Here is a 14,234-nt window from a genome sequence, read left to right on the forward strand (position 1 = left end):
CGCCCGGTTACATTCCGAACCCGGAAGCTAAGCCTTACAGCGCCGATGGTACTGCAGGGGGGACCCTGTGGGAGAGTAGGACACCGCCGAACAATCTTTGGAGGACCCCTGGTCCCAGCGACTCGCTGGGGCCAGGGGTCCTTTTCGTTTTTCCGAAGCGCGTCGGGTACCCCGCTGCGCGAGAATGACTTGCAGTACCGAAGACAGGAGTCACCATGTCCACCAACTCTCCCGACGAGCGTCCTGAGCGCGACCAACGCCGCCGGGACAGTGGTGACCGGGGCGGCTACCGCGGAGGGACGCGCCGCGGTGATGAGCGCGGTGGCCACGGCCGGCGCGACGACGACCGCGGTGGCCACGGCCGCCGTGACGAAAACCGTGGCGGGTACGGTCGCCGCGACGACCGACGTGGCGACGACCGTGGTTTCCGCCACGACGACCGCCGCGACGACCGCCGCGACGACCGCCGTGATGAGCGTCGCGACGATCGGCGCGAGGACCGGCGCGACGGCGACCGCGGCGATCGTGGCGGCTTCCGCCGGGACGACCGCGACCGCGGCGGACGTCCGCCCTTCCGCCGTGACGACCGTTCTGGCGGCCCGCGCCAGGACGACCGCGACCGCGGCTTCCGGCGCGAGAGTGACCGCCCCGCCCACCGGCGCGACGATGACCGCGGTGGCTACGGCCGCCGTGATGACGACCGCGGTGGCTACGGCCGCCGGGACGATGACCGGGGCGGTTACGGCCGCCGCGAGGAAGCCCGTGGCGAGCGTCGTGACGACCGCGACCGCGGTTTCCGGCGCGATGACCAGCGTGGTGGGTACGGTCGGCGTGACGACCGCCGTGGCGACGACCGCGGCGGCTTCCGGCGTGACGACAGGCGCGACGACCGCGGCGGTTACGGCGACCGTGGCGGATACGCCCGCCGTGAGGATCGCCGTGACGACCGCCGTGACGGCGACCGGGGCGACCGGGGCGACCGGGGTGGCTACGCCCGCCGTGAGGATCGCCGTGACGACCGCCGTGACGGCGACCGGGGCGACCGGGGTGGCTACGCCCGCCGTGAGGATCGCCGTGACGGCGACCGGGGCGACCGGGGTGGCTACGCCCGCCGTGAGGATCGTCGCGACGACCGCCGTGACGGCGACAGGGGCGACCGCGGTGGCTACGTCCGTCGCGACGACCGCCGTGAGGATCGCCGTGACGACCGCGGCGGCTTCCGAGGCCGTGACGACCGCGGCGCGCGTGGCCCCCGTCGTGACGACCGCGGCGGCCGCCCGGGCGGCTTCCGTGGACGCGATGACCGGCGTGGCGACGACCGGCGTGGCGACGACCGGCGCGGTGGCGGCCGGTTCCGTGAGGAGCGGGACCGCGACCGCGAGCCCATCAAGCGGCTGCCGATTCCCGAGGATGTCACCGGCGAGGAGATCGACAAGGACGTACGGCAGGAGCTGCAGAGCCTGCCGAAGACTCTCGCCGAGGACGTCGCCAAGAACCTGGTGATGGTCGCCAGGCTCATCGACGAGGACCCGGAGGGCGCCTACGGGTACTCCAAGGTGGCGCTGCGCCTCGCGTCCCGTGTCGCCGCGGTGCGCGAGGCTGCCGGCTTCGCCGCGTATGCCAACCAGAGGTACGGCGAGGCGCTCGCCGAGTTCCGGGCCGCCCGGCGCATGACAGGGAACATCGACCTGTGGCCCGTGATGGCCGACTGCGAGCGTGGTCTCGGCAGGCCCGAGAAGGCGCTGGACATGGCGGGTGCGCCTGAGGTGCACAAGCTCGACAAGGCGGGTCAGGTCGAGATGCGGCTCGTCGCGGCGGGTGCGCGCCGGGACATGGGGCAGCTGGACGCCGCGATCGTCACGCTGCAGAGCCCGGAGCTGGCCTCCAACGCCGTACAGCCGTGGACCGCGCGCCTGCGCTACGCGTACGCCGACGCGCTCCTCGCGGCCGGGCGACAGAGCGAGGCGCGGGAGTGGTTCGCCAAGGCCGTGGAGGCCGACAGGGATGGCAGCACGGACGCCTCCGACCGGCTTGCCGAGCTGGACGGAGTGGAGTTCGTCGACGTGCTCGACGAAGGGGCGGGCGACGAGGGCGAGAACGACACGTCCTCGTCGGAAGTGGTCGCCGAGGACGGCAAGGACGGTGGCTCCGACGACGAGAGCTGACTCGCGTGCCTGACTGACGGGGCGGGATTCCTCGAGGGATCCCGCCCCGCCGCGTGTCGGAGCGTCTTTCAGAGCGCCTCAGGTGGCGCCAGTGCTCGCAGTACCAGCCCCGACGCCGGCTTGGGACCGAACGACGTCGACTTGCGCGGCATCGTCACACCCTGCCGGGCCAGCTCCCGTACGACCTCCTCGCGGACCGGATGCATCAGTACGGCCGTGCCGCCGTCGCGCTCGGCCTTCTCGACAGTGGCGGCAGTGTCGTGGATGTACGCGATGTGCTCGGGCGAGTCCTCGGGGATGTGCCAGACGTGTTCGAGGAGCGCGGCGTGCAGGACCGTCGCGTCCAGGGTCCGCCAGGCCTGCGGACGGTCCGCCGGGACCGTGCGCGCAAGGAGGTCGGGGGACGGCCGGTCGACCAGATGGAAGGCGCCGTCGCCCGCCAGCAGGAACGCGTTGCCGGCGCAGGCCGCCTCGGCCAGCGTCTCCAGGGCCTCGGCCGGCGGGACGTGCAGGTCGCGCACGCGGAACAGGCCCGTGAGGGCGGCCAGTGCGTCGGCGACCGGGAGGCGGTGCAGGAGGCGGTGGATCGCGCGCACCCGGAGCGGATAGCGGGCGGTGTCCACCAGGAGGACCAGGCCGTAGTCCCAGGGGCTGGGAGAGACGTGCTCCGCGCGCAGACGAAGATATGTGGCCCAGCGGTGGTGGCCGTCGGCGATCAGAGCCTGGTGCCGGGCCAGGTCCGTCTGGATCTCGGTGAGGTCGGCCGGATCCGTGACCGTCCAGAGGCGGTGGCTGAAACCGTCCTCGGTGGTGGTGCACAACAGCGGTAGGCGTTCGACGGTGCGTTCGATGACGGCCGTCGCGCCGGCCGCGGAGTCGTTGCCGCGGTAAGTGAGCAGCAGGGGTTCGAGATTGGCGGAGGTCGCGCGCATCAGGGCCGCACGGTCGGCGATCACATGCGGCATGACGTCCTCGTGGGGGAGAACCACACCGTCCGACGGCTGCGACACGCGCAGGGCGCCGATGAGGCCGCGCTGCAGCAGACCGCCGCCACGCTGTTCGTATACGTACAGGCCCGGTTCGGCGTCGGTCGTCAGAATGCCCTCGGCGAGCCAGCGGCGCAGTGTCTGTGCCGCCTGCTTGTTGCGTGCCGCCGGTGTGGACGCCTGGGGGAGGATCAGCCGGACGATGTTGTGCGGATCCGACGATTCGAGGTGGAGCAGCCCGTCCGGGCGTACGACGACGTCGTACGGCGGCGAGGTGACCGCAGCGAGGCTCCCGACGCGGTCGGGGTCGTAGCGCAGGCCCCGGAAGGGGGTCAGCTCAAGGCCCATGTGCGCCGGTACGTCCCCGGGACCTGCAGTGTTCATTGTTGCATCGTAAGTGTGCCGGAGCCATGCGGGATGATCGGGGAAAGCGAACGAACGAGGAGCGATGCGTAATGAGCCAGACCGTCAGGACGCGGCCCGAGGGCAGTGCGCGACCCCTGAGCAAGGCGTATGACACGGCGCTGCTCGACCTGGACGGGGTGGTGTACGCGGGCGGGAACGCGATCGCGTATGCCGTGGAGTCGCTCGGTACCGCCCGTTCGGGGGGAATGCATCTGGCGTACGTCACGAACAACGCGCTGCGCACGCCGGACGCGGTGGCCGCGCACCTCACGGAACTGGGGATACCGACGGGGGCCTCGGACGTCATCACGTCGGCGCAGGCGGTCGCCCGGCTCATCAGTGAGCAGGTGCCCGCCGGGTCGCGTGTGCTGGTCGTCGGCGGCGAGGGGCTGCGCGTCGCACTGCGGGAGCGGGGACTCGTTCCCGTCGAGTCGGCCGACGACGATCCGTCGGCCGTGGTGCAGGGGTACGGCGGCCCGGAGCTGCAGTGGGGCCGGTTCGCGGAGGCCTGTTACGCGGTCGCCCGCGGGGTGCCGTGGTTCGCGTCGAACACGGATCTGACGATCCCGAGCGCGCGCGGGATCGCGCCGGGCAACGGAGCGGCCGTCGAGGTCGTCCGGATCGCGACGGGTGCCGAGCCGCAGGTGGCGGGCAAGCCGCTGCCGCCGATGCACCGGGAGACGATCCTGCGTACCGGCGCGGAGCGGCCGCTGGTGGTCGGGGACCGGCTGGACACGGACATCGAGGGCGCGTTCAACGGCGGGGTCGACTCGTTGCTCGTCCTTACGGGTGTGACGGACGGCGCCCGGTTGCTCGCCGCGCCGCCGCAGCACCGGCCGACGTACGTCGATGCGGACCTGCGGGGGCTGCTGACCGGGCAGCCGGAGGTCGTCGTGGCGGGCGACGGCTTCCGCTGCGGCGGCTGGACGGCGACGGCGGGTCAGGAGCGGCTGGAGCTGGTGGGCGAGGGGGAGACGCCGGACGGGTTGCGGGCGCTGTGTGCGGCGGCCTGGACGGCGTCCGGCGAGGGTTCGTGCGAGCTGGACGGCGGGAAGGCGCTGGCGCGGCTGGGGCTGTGAGTCGGGACGGCGGTCTTCACACAGTTTAGCGAGGGTAGGCTAACCTAACCGGGTGTTGGTCGACAGTCCTCCCGAACCGCGCGCGGAGACCGCCCCCGCGCCCCCGCCCCGCCGGGCGATACGGGCCTTCGGGCTCCTTGTCTCCGTCGTGATCCTGGCGCTCGTCGCGCTGGCGAGCATCGCGATCGGGGCGAAGGGCCTGGCGGCGTCCCAGGTCTGGCACGGCCTGTTCCACGACTCGGGGACGTACGCCGACGTCGTGGTCGGTGACCGGCTCTCGCGTACGGTCCTCGGGCTGCTCGCCGGTGCCGCGCTCGGGCTTTCCGGCGCCGTGCTCCAGGCGCTCACGCGCAATCCGCTGGCCGACCCGGGACTGCTCGGCATCAACGCGGGCGCGTCCGCCGCGGTCGTCACCGCCATCACGTACTTCGGCGTCACGAGCCTGAGCGGCTATGTGTGGTTCGCCTTCCTCGGCGCGGCAGCCGTCGGGGCCCTGGTGTGGTTCCTCGGCGGCAGCCGGGGCGCCACCCCGGTGCGGCTCGCGCTCGCCGGCACCGCGATCAGCGCCGCGCTCTACGGATATCTCCAGGCCGTGATGATCATGGACGATGCCGCGCTCGGCAAGATGCGCTTCTGGACCGTCGGTTCGCTCGCGTCGGCCACCGACGCGACCATCACCCAGGTCCTGCCGTTCCTCGTGGCCGGCACGGTCCTCGCCCTGGTCCTCGCCCGTCCGCTGAACGCCGTGGCGATGGGCGACGACACCGCCCGCGCGCTCGGCGCGAACCTCAACCGCACCCGCGCCCTGTCCATGGCCGCGGCCACCGTGCTGTGCGGGGCTGCGACCGCCGCCTGCGGACCGATCGTGTTCGTCGGGCTGATGGTCCCGCACGTCGTGCGGTCCTTCACCGGCCCCGACCTGCGCTGGATCCTTCCGTACGCGACCGTCCTGGCGCCCGTGCTGCTGCTCGGCGCCGACGTCATCGGCCGCATCGTCGCCCGGCCCGCCGAGCTCCAGGTCGGCATCGTGACCGCGGTCCTCGGCGGCCCGGTCTTCATCTTCCTCGTACGACGGCGGAGGACGGCGCAGCTGTGAAGACCACTCGCACCCTTCGCACCCCCGGCGGGCTCTCTGTGCGCCTGGACGTCCGGGCGGTCACCGTCGTCGTCCTGCTCCTGGTCACCGCGCTCGCCGCGAGCGTCGTGCTGATCGGCACCGGCGACTTCCCGATCCCGGCCGGGGACGTCCTCAGGACGTTGCTGGGCAACGGCAACCCGGGGCAGGAGTTCATCGTCACCGAGCTGCGCCTGCCGCGCGTTCTCGTCGGTCTGCTGGTGGGCGCCTCGCTCGGGCTCGGCGGTGCGCTGTTCCAATCCATCTCCCGCAATCCGCTGGGCAGTCCGGACGTGCTCGGCCTCGGGCAGGGTTCGACGGCCGGGGCGCTCGTGGTGATCGTCCTGTTCTCGGGGAGCGCCACACAGGTCGCCGTGGGCGCGCTCGTCGGCGGTCTGGCGACCGGGCTCGCCATCTACTTGCTCGCCTGGAAGCAGGGCGTGCACGGGTACCGGCTGGTCCTGGTCGGCATCGGCGTCTCCGCGGTCGTCACGGCGGTCAACGGCTATCTGCTCACCAAGGCCGACATCGTCGACGCGGCCCGCGCGGTCGTGTGGATGACCGGCTCCCTCAACGGCCGCGGCTGGGACCAGGTGTGGCCGCTGCTCGTGCTGTGCGCCGTCCTCGTACCGCTCGTCCTCGGCCAGGCGCGGGGCCTGCGGATGACGGAGATGGGCGACGACGTCTCGTACGCCCTCGGGGTGCGCGTCGAGCGCGTACGACTGGTGCTGATGGTGTCCGCGGTGCTGCTCACCGCCGGTGCAACCGCCGCCGCGGGTCCTGTCGGTTTCGTGGCGCTGACCGCGCCTCAGCTCGCCCGCAGGCTGACCCGCTCACCCGGACCGAACCTGCTGCCCTCCATGGTCATGGGCGCCACGCTGCTGATCGTCGCCGACTTTGCCTCACAGCGGGTCTTCGGAGCGGACCAGTTGCCCGTGGGCGTGGTCACCGGGGTCCTCGGCGGTGTCTACCTGCTGTGGCTGCTGGTCACGGAGCGCCGGGCGGGACGCATATGAGTGCCACGAGCGGACCGGACAAGAACGACAGAAGGAGCACCGTGAATCGCCTCTCCGCAGACAACGTCACCCTCGCATACGACCAGCGTGTCATCGCCGAGCAGCTGTCCGTGGAGATCCCCGACAACTCCTTCACCGTGATCGTCGGCCCGAACGCCTGCGGCAAGTCCACGCTGCTGCGCGCCCTGTCCCGGATGCTCAAGCCGTCCCAGGGGCGGGTGCTGATCGACGGGCAGGTCATCCAGTCGATGCCCGCGAAGAAGCTGGCGCGGACCCTGGGCCTGCTGCCGCAGTCCTCGATCGCTCCCGACGGGATCACCGTCGGGGACCTCGTGGGCCGCGGCCGCTATCCGCACCAGGGGATCCTGCGCCAGTGGTCGGCCGAGGACGAGCGGGTCGTACAGGAGTCGATGTCACAGACCGGCGTCGCCGAACTCGCCGACCGCTATGTCGACGAACTCTCCGGCGGCCAGCGGCAGCGCGTGTGGATCGCCATGGCGCTCGCCCAGCAGACCCCGCTGCTGCTGCTCGACGAGCCGACCACGTATCTCGACATCCAGCACCAGATCGATGTGCTCGACCTGTGCGCCCAGCTGCACGAGGAGCAGGGGCGCACACTGGTCGCGGTGCTGCACGACCTCAACCACGCCGCCCGGTACGCGACCCACCTCATCGCCCTGCGCAGCGGAAAGGTGATCGCCGAGGGCGCTCCGAACGACATCGTCACGGCCGAGCTGGTCGAGGAGGTCTTCGGGCTGCGCTGCCGGATCATCGACGACCCGGAGACGGGAACGCCGCTGGTGGTGCCGGCGGCACGCAAGGCGCGCGCCCGTGTCGTGGCCGAGGATGCCCCCTGACCCGGGAGGGTCGCGCCCGAGCCCTCCCGAGGTCTACAGGAGCTTCCTGAGGCGAAACAGGTCGAGCAGGGCCGCCTCAACCTTCACCCGGCCCGAGCCCCAGGCCTTCGCGAAGTTCAGCTCACCGTCGACCATCGCCACCAGGTCGTCGCCGGTCATCGTCAGTCTGATCTGGGCCTTGTCGGGCGGAGGCCCCTGCACCGTGTCGAGCACCTCGATCCGGCCGTCCCTGAGGCGCCCGACGAAGGTGATGTCCAGGTCGGTGATACGGCAGCTGAGCGAGCGGTCCAGGGCCGCGGCCGCGCGGACGTCGCCTTCGGCGCCCGCCATGTTGTCCGAGAGCTTGTCCAGTGCGCTGCGGCACTCCTCAATCGTCGCCATCGTGAGCGACGGTACCTCAGCGCTTCGGGGTAGCGTCGGGGCATGAGCGACTCTGTGCCCGGGGCCGAGGTCCCTGCGGAAGCGGCGGTACCGGACCCGGACGTTCCGGACGGCTCCGTGTACGAGCCGGAGGACGTGCCGCAGGACGACCCGGCCGCGCCCGCCCCGCTGGACGTGCCCAGGACCCTCACCGGCGACGCCGACGTCGACGCCCAGCTGGAGCGGCTGGCCGACGCCGACCACCTCGCCACGGACGGCCACGTGGAGGTGTACGAGGATGTGCACCGGGGGCTGCGTGACGCGCTCACCGCGCTCGACGCCCGACCTGGACCTCAGGCGCCCCCGCCCACCCGTCACCCCACCTTCAACGAGGCCCTTCGGGCCACACCTTCCAGTCGGTACGAGAACAGGAGCTGAACGGAACGTGGCAGGAGTCGCACGCCGTCGTCTGGACGCGGAGCTGGTCCGCCGGAAGCTGGCGCGCTCGCGCGAGCACGCCGGCCAGCTGATCGCCGCGGGCCGGGTCACCGTCGGCAAGGCCGTCGCCACCAAGCCCGCCACACAGGTGGAGACCGCGGCGGCCATCGTCGTCGCGCGGGACGACAGCGACCCCGACTACGTGTCGCGGGGCGGCCACAAGCTCGCGGGCGCCCTCGAGGCGTTCGTGCCGCAGGGCCTGGAGGTGGAGGGCCGGCGGGCGCTGGACGCCGGTGCCTCCACCGGCGGCTTCACCGATGTCCTGCTGCGCGCGGGGGCCGCACATGTCGTCGCCGTCGACGTCGGGTACGGACAACTGGCCTGGTCTCTGCGGAGCGATGAACGCGTCACCGTCAAGGACCGTACGAACGTACGCGAATTGACGCTCGAAGCGATCGATGGGGAGCCTGTGGAGCTTGTCGTGGGGGATCTGTCCTTCATCCCGCTCGGACTGGTGCTGCCCGCCCTGGTGCGGTGCGCGAAGCCCGACGCCGATCTGGTGATGATGGTCAAGCCGCAGTTCGAGGTGGGGAAGGAACGGCTGGGCAGCGGCGGTGTCGTCCGCAGCCCCGAGCTGCGCGCGGAGGCGGTGCGCTCAGTGGCCGAACGGGCCGCGGAACTGGGCCTCGGCGTGAAGGGCGTGACGGCCAGCCCGCTGCCCGGACCGTCGGGCAATGTCGAGTACTTTCTGTGGCTGCGAGCCGGAGCACCCGCACTGGACCCGGCCGACGTTGACCGTGCAGTGGCGGAGGGGCCGCGTTGACACAGAACCGAGCTCGTACTGTTTTCCTGCTTGCCCACACCGGGCGGCCCGCGGCCATCCGCAGTGCCGAGCTGGTGGTCAAGGGGCTGCTGCGCTGCGGGATCGGGGTACGCGTCCTTCAGGCGGAGGCGGAAGACCTGCCCCTGCCGGAAGAGGTGGAGCTCGTCAAGGAGGCCACTCCCCAGTGCCTCGACGGGTGCGAGCTGCTCATCGTGCTCGGCGGTGACGGCACCCTGCTGCGCGGCGCGGAGTTCGCCCGCGCCTCGGGGGTGCCGATGCTCGGCGTGAACCTCGGCCGGGTCGGCTTCCTCGCCGAGGCCGAACGCGACGACCTCGACCGGGTCGTCGACCGGGTGGTGATGAAGGCGTACGAGGTCGAGGAGCGCATGACCGTCGACGTCGTCGTGCTCAAGAACGGCGACATCGTCCACACCGACTGGGCGCTGAACGAGGCGGCCGTACAGAAGGTCTCCGCCGAGAAGCTTCTGGAGGTCGTCCTGGAGATCGACGGGCGGCCGGTGACCGGGTTCGGCTGCGACGGCATCGTGTGCGCCACCCCCACCGGCTCGACCGCGTATGCCTTCTCCGCTGGTGGGCCCGTGGTGTGGCCGGAGGTGGAGGCGCTGCTCCTGGTGCCGATCAGTGCGCACGCGCTGTTCGCCAAGCCACTGGTGACCTCGCCCGACTCCGTGCTCGCCGTGGAGGTGCAGCCGGACACGCCGCACGGGGTGCTGTGGTGCGACGGACGGCGGATGGTGGAGCTGCCGCAGGGCGCGCGGGTGGAGGTGCGGCGGGGGGCCGTGCCCGTGCGGCTGGCTCGGCTGCACCACGCCTCCTTCACGGACCGGTTGGTGGCCAAGTTCGCGCTTCCGGTGTCGGGGTGGCGAGGTCGGCCTCACTGACCGCCTGTGGGTCGTTCGTCGGGTGCGGGTTGTCTGTGGTGCTCGCGCCGTTCCCCGCGCCCCTTCCAGGGGCGCGGTTACCCCGCCAGGGTGACAAGGGCCGCTCGCACATCCCCCGCCCGACCTCGTAAGGTCTTCTCCGTGTTGGAGGAGATGCGGATACGGTCGCTCGGAGTCATCGACGACGCGGTCGTCGAGCTGTCGCCCGGCTTCACCGCCGTGACCGGTGAGACGGGTGCGGGCAAGACCATGGTCGTCACCAGCCTCGGCCTGCTGCTCGGTGGGCGCGCCGACCCGGCGCTCGTACGGATCGGGGCGAAGAACGCGGTCGTGGAGGGGCGGATCACCATGCCCGAGGGCGCCTCCGCCGCCGTACGCGCAGAAGAGGCCGGGGCGGAGCTCGACGACGGGGCGCTCCTGATCAGCCGTACCGTTTCCGCCGAGGGACGCTCACGGGCGCACCTGGGCGGGCGTTCCGTGCCCGTCGGCGTGCTCGCGGAGCTGGCCGACGAACTGGTCGCCGTGCACGGGCAGACCGACCAGCAGGGCCTGCTCAAGCTGTCCCGGCAGCGGCAGGCGCTGGACCGGTACGCCGGCGACGCGGTTGCGGTGCCCCTCGCCAAGTACGCGGGGGCCCACCGGCGGCTGCGGTCCGTCTCCGCCGAGCTGGAGGAGATCACCACCCGTGCCCGTGAGCGGGCCCAGGAAGCCGACATGCTGCGCTTCGGGCTCGACGAGATCGCGGCCGTGGAGCCACGGGCCGGCGAGGACGCGGAGCTGGCCGAGGAGGCGGAGCGGCTCGGACACGCGGAGGCGCTCGCGTCGGCGGCGACCGCCGCGCACGCGGCGCTGGCGGGCAATCCGGAGGATCCCGAGGGCGTCGACGCGGCCACCCTGGTCGCGGGCGGGCACCGGGCCCTGGAAGCCGTGCGGTCGCACGATCCGGCGCTGGCGGGGCTCGCCGACCGGATCGGGGAGATCGGGATCCTGCTCGGCGATGTGGCCGGTGAGCTGGCCGGATACGCCGACGACCTGGACGCCGACCCGTTGCGGCTGGCCGCGGTCGAGGAACGGCGGGCCGCGCTGGGCGCGCTGACACGCAAATACGGCGAGGACATCAACACCGTCCTCGCGTGGGCCGAACAGAGTGCCGCACGGCTGACCGAACTCGACGGCGACGACGAGCGGATCGAGGAACTGACCGCCGAGCGGGACGCTCTTCGCACCGAACTGGGCGGGCTCGCACAGGCGTTGACGGACGCGCGTACGGAGGCCGCCGAGCGGTTCGCCGCCGCCGTGACCGCCGAGCTGGCCTCGCTCGCCATGCCGCACGCGCGCGTGTCGTTCGAGATCCGGCAGACGGACGACCCCGACGGCGTCGAGGTCGGCGGGCGTACGGTCGCGTACGGGCCGTCGGGCGTCGACGAGGTCGAGCTGCTGCTCGCCCCCCACCCGGGTGCGCCGCCGCGGCCCATCGCCAAGGGTGCGTCCGGTGGTGAGCTCTCACGCGTGATGCTCGCGGTGGAGGTCGTCTTCGCGGGGACGGATCCCGTGCCGACGTACCTCTTCGACGAGGTCGACGCGGGCGTCGGAGGCAAGGCTGCGGTGGAGATCGGGCGGCGCCTCGCCCGGCTCGCGAAGACCGCGCAGGTCGTGGTCGTCACCCACCTGCCGCAGGTGGCCGCGTTCGCCGACCGGCAGCTGCTGGTGGAGAAGACGAACGACGGGTCGGTGACCCGCTCCGGCGTGAAGGTTCTGGAGGGCGAGGACCGCATTCGCGAACTGTCCCGGATGCTGGCCGGCCAGGAGGACTCGCAGACGGCGCGGGCGCACGCGGAGGAGTTGCTTGCGACGGCCCGATCCGATGCGTAGCGGGCGGGACTCGTAGGGTGGCGGGATGATCACCCGCATGCGCAGGAGCGTCTCGTTCGGGCTCGCCGCATTCGTCACCCGTGCCGGCACCGCCGCCCTGCGCGCCACGGTGCCGGGCGGGCGAGGCCGCTGGGAGCGGAAGAACTACGCCGGACGGACCGTCGAGTTGTACGCGGGACCCGCGTCGGCCGTGGCGGCCGTGCTCGGGGCCGGGCGCGTTCATCCGGCCGCCGGACTCGCGGTGCTCGCCGCCGGCGCCTGTGGGGCCTACGACGACGTCGCCGGAGCCGGTGACCCCCGGCGTGGGTTCCGTGCGCATCTGTCCGCCCTCCGGGACGGTGAGGTCACCAGCGGTGCGGTGAAGCTGTTCGGGATCTCCACCGCCGCCCTCGCCGCGGGGACAGTGCTCAAGGAGCGGCCGCTCGACAAGGTGCTCGCCGGTGTCGTCATCGCCGGGTTCGCGCACTTCGTCAACCTCGTGGACGTACGGCCGGGATGTGCCGCCGGGGCCGTACTCGCCCTGGGGGCTCCGGGCTTGCTCCGGCAGGGGCCCGCAGGGGAGCTGTCCGCCGCCGCGACGGGGGCCGCGGCCGCCGTCCTTCCCGACGACCTCGGGGAGCGCGCGATGATCGGTGACGCGGGGGCGCACGCCCTCGGCGCCGCGCTCGGCACCGCCGTCGTCGCCGGATGGGGGTCCTCCCGTTCGGGCGGAGCCGGGAACGGGGGAGGCCGGGTGGGACTCCTGGCCCACGCGGTGGCGTTGGTGGCCGCGGCGGCGTACGGGGAGAAGGTGACCGAGGCCGCGAAGTCCTGGGGGTCGGGTAACCGCCGGTCAACCCTCCCGCACGCCACCCGAACCCGCCGCCCTGCTCACCCATGTGAGTGACAGCGTCCGCGCCCGGCCACCGGGTCCGCCGTCGTCGCACGCAGCGGTCGGTGCCGCAACACGCCCGCGCCCTGGCATCCTTGAGTCATCCGCGGAGCACCTCGCGCGGTCCACCCCCACCGCGCGATCCTTCTGTACGTTTCTTCGTGACCGTCCGATGCCGAACCAGGAGCCCCGGCCACGTGAGCCTTGCGAGCAGCCACTCACCGCACGGCCGGTCGCCGCTGCGCACCGTGCAGGTGCTGGGCGGAGGCAGCGCGGGCAGCAGCGCGCACGTGCACATGCTGACCTCGGGTCTGGTCGCCCGCGGCGTGGGCGTGACCGTGTGCGCTCCTGTTGAGGCCGAACGCACCTACGACTTCACCGGCGTCGGTGGCCGGCACGTCCCCGTGCCCCGGAGTACGGACCCCGCCGCCCTGGCCGCGCTCCGCATCGCCTGCGCCGAGGCGGACCTGGTGCACGCGCACGGGCTGAACGCGGGCCTGCGCGCCGCGCTCGCGCTCAGCGGTCGCCGCATCCGCACCCCGCTCGTCGTCACCTGGCACACCCGGGCGTACGCCGAAGGCGCCCGCGCCCATCTGCTGCGCCTGCTCGAACGGCGCGTGGCCAGAGCCGCGTCCGTCGTCCTCGGCACCTCGTCCGACCTCGTCGACCGGGCCCGCCGCCGTGGCGCCCGCGACGCCCGGCTCGCCGCCGTCGCCCTGCCCGCACCCCGCAAACCCGTCGAGCACGACGACCCCGACCGGCTGCACCCCAAGATCCGCGCCGAACTCGGCGCCACGGGCCGCCCCTTGCTCATGGCCGTCGGCGCCCTGGAGCGGCACCGCGGGTACGACGTGCTGCTCGACGCCTCACGCGTCTGGCGCCGCCTCGACCCGGTGCCCCTGGTCGTCGTCGCGGGGGAGGGACCGCTGCGGACCGTGCTCCAGCGGCGGATCGAGGACGAAGGGCTGCCGGTGCGGCTGGTCGGGCGGCGTGAGGACGTCGGAGAACTGCTCGCCGCGGCCGATCTGGCACTTCTGCCCAGCAGTTGGGAGTCCCGGTCCGTCCTGGCCCAGGAGGCCCTGCACGCCCGCGTTCCCCTGGTCGCCACCGACGTCGGCGGCATCCGCGAACTCGTCGGCGACGCGGCCGACCTCGTGCCGTACGGAGACGCGGAGGCGCTCGCCGCCGCCGTCGTACGGCTTCTCGCTGATCCCGCGCGCCGTGAGCTGCTCAAGGAGAAGGGCGCCCGGCAGGCCGCCACCTGGCCCACCGAGGACGAGACGGTCGCTCAAGTGCTCAGTGTCTACGACGAGCTGACACAGGTTCTGCCCTTCGCCTAGGGCGCA

At 72.6% G+C, this 14,234-nt stretch carries 14 protein-coding genes and 1 rRNA gene; 13 read left to right on the forward strand and 2 right to left on the reverse strand.

What is annotated here, in order from left to right; translation table 11 throughout:
- The 3 genes from rrf to ACZ3TS_RS30345 all read left to right on the forward strand — a co-directional run.
- Positions 1-92 (forward strand): 5S ribosomal RNA (gene rrf / locus ACZ3TS_RS30335); the annotation flags it as partial.
- A gap of 220 nt (positions 93-312) precedes the next feature.
- On the forward strand, positions 313-1,503 hold the full coding sequence (locus ACZ3TS_RS30340) for a hypothetical protein (protein WP_467624291.1): 1,191 nt from the start codon (positions 313-315) through the stop codon (positions 1,501-1,503).
- Positions 1,395-2,165, forward strand: coding sequence for a tetratricopeptide repeat protein (locus tag ACZ3TS_RS30345; RefSeq protein WP_467624276.1), 771 nt, complete (start codon positions 1,395-1,397; stop codon positions 2,163-2,165). Before ACZ3TS_RS30340 ends, ACZ3TS_RS30345 begins: the two co-directional genes overlap by 109 nt.
- 68 nt (positions 2,166-2,233) lie before the next feature.
- On the opposite strand, the gene ACZ3TS_RS30350 is transcribed toward ACZ3TS_RS30345, so the two are convergent.
- Positions 2,234-3,535 (reverse strand): DUF1015 domain-containing protein, encoded by a 1,302-nt coding sequence (locus ACZ3TS_RS30350; RefSeq protein WP_467624186.1) that lies wholly within the window; start codon positions 3,533-3,535, stop codon positions 2,234-2,236.
- Between the two features lie 71 nt (positions 3,536-3,606).
- On the opposite strand from ACZ3TS_RS30350, the gene ACZ3TS_RS30355 reads away from it, so the two are divergent.
- The 4 genes from ACZ3TS_RS30355 to ACZ3TS_RS30370 are packed head-to-tail and all read left to right on the forward strand — an operon-like array spanning position 3,607 to position 7,622.
- A complete protein-coding gene (locus ACZ3TS_RS30355; RefSeq protein ID WP_467624188.1) occupies positions 3,607-4,635 on the forward strand; it encodes an HAD hydrolase-like protein in 1,029 nt (342 codons plus the stop codon).
- A 52-nt stretch (positions 4,636-4,687) separates the two neighbouring features.
- Positions 4,688-5,731: a FecCD family ABC transporter permease gene (locus tag ACZ3TS_RS30360; protein WP_467624190.1), complete on the forward strand. Its 1,044-nt coding sequence runs from the start codon at positions 4,688-4,690 to the stop codon at positions 5,729-5,731.
- On the forward strand, positions 5,728-6,765 hold the full coding sequence (locus ACZ3TS_RS30365) for a FecCD family ABC transporter permease (protein WP_467624192.1): 1,038 nt from the start codon (positions 5,728-5,730) through the stop codon (positions 6,763-6,765). Before ACZ3TS_RS30360 ends, ACZ3TS_RS30365 begins: the two co-directional genes overlap by 4 nt.
- Positions 6,762-7,622: an ABC transporter ATP-binding protein gene (locus tag ACZ3TS_RS30370; protein WP_467624194.1), complete on the forward strand. Its 861-nt coding sequence runs from the start codon at positions 6,762-6,764 to the stop codon at positions 7,620-7,622. The genes ACZ3TS_RS30365 and ACZ3TS_RS30370 overlap by 4 nt, the downstream gene beginning before the upstream one ends.
- Before the next feature lie 33 nt (positions 7,623-7,655).
- Here ACZ3TS_RS30370 and ACZ3TS_RS30375 read toward each other — a convergent pair whose 3' ends face one another.
- Positions 7,656-8,003 carry an alkyl sulfatase C-terminal domain-containing protein gene (locus ACZ3TS_RS30375; protein WP_467624196.1) on the reverse strand — a complete coding sequence of 116 codons (348 nt, stop codon included), beginning with the start codon at positions 8,001-8,003 and terminating at the stop codon, positions 7,656-7,658.
- A 42-nt stretch (positions 8,004-8,045) separates the two neighbouring features.
- On the opposite strand from ACZ3TS_RS30375, the gene ACZ3TS_RS30380 reads away from it, so the two are divergent.
- The 6 genes from ACZ3TS_RS30380 to ACZ3TS_RS30405 all read left to right on the forward strand — a co-directional run bounded on the left by ACZ3TS_RS30380 (position 8,046) and on the right by ACZ3TS_RS30405 (position 14,228).
- On the forward strand, positions 8,046-8,420 hold the full coding sequence (locus ACZ3TS_RS30380) for a hypothetical protein (protein ID WP_467624197.1): 375 nt from the start codon (positions 8,046-8,048) through the stop codon (positions 8,418-8,420).
- Positions 8,421-8,427: 7 nt separating this feature from the next.
- Positions 8,428-9,243 (forward strand): TlyA family RNA methyltransferase, encoded by an 816-nt coding sequence (locus tag ACZ3TS_RS30385; RefSeq protein WP_467624199.1) that lies wholly within the window; start codon positions 8,428-8,430, stop codon positions 9,241-9,243.
- A complete protein-coding gene (locus ACZ3TS_RS30390) occupies positions 9,240-10,145 on the forward strand; it encodes an NAD kinase (protein ID WP_467624201.1) in 906 nt (301 codons plus the stop codon). The genes ACZ3TS_RS30385 and ACZ3TS_RS30390 overlap by 4 nt, the downstream gene beginning before the upstream one ends.
- Positions 10,146-10,298: 153 nt before the next feature.
- Positions 10,299-12,017, forward strand: coding sequence for a DNA repair protein RecN (gene recN, locus ACZ3TS_RS30395; protein ID WP_467624278.1), 1,719 nt, complete (start codon positions 10,299-10,301; stop codon positions 12,015-12,017).
- Positions 12,018-12,042: 25 nt separating this feature from the next.
- On the forward strand, positions 12,043-12,903 hold the full coding sequence (locus ACZ3TS_RS30400) for a hypothetical protein (RefSeq protein WP_467624202.1): 861 nt from the start codon (positions 12,043-12,045) through the stop codon (positions 12,901-12,903).
- A 182-nt stretch (positions 12,904-13,085) separates the two neighbouring features.
- Positions 13,086-14,228: a glycosyltransferase family 4 protein gene (locus tag ACZ3TS_RS30405; RefSeq protein ID WP_467624203.1), complete on the forward strand. Its 1,143-nt coding sequence runs from the start codon at positions 13,086-13,088 to the stop codon at positions 14,226-14,228.
- The last annotated feature ends 6 nt before the right edge of the window (positions 14,229-14,234 follow it).

The organism is Streptomyces sp. NPDC022910, assembly GCF_055561075.1.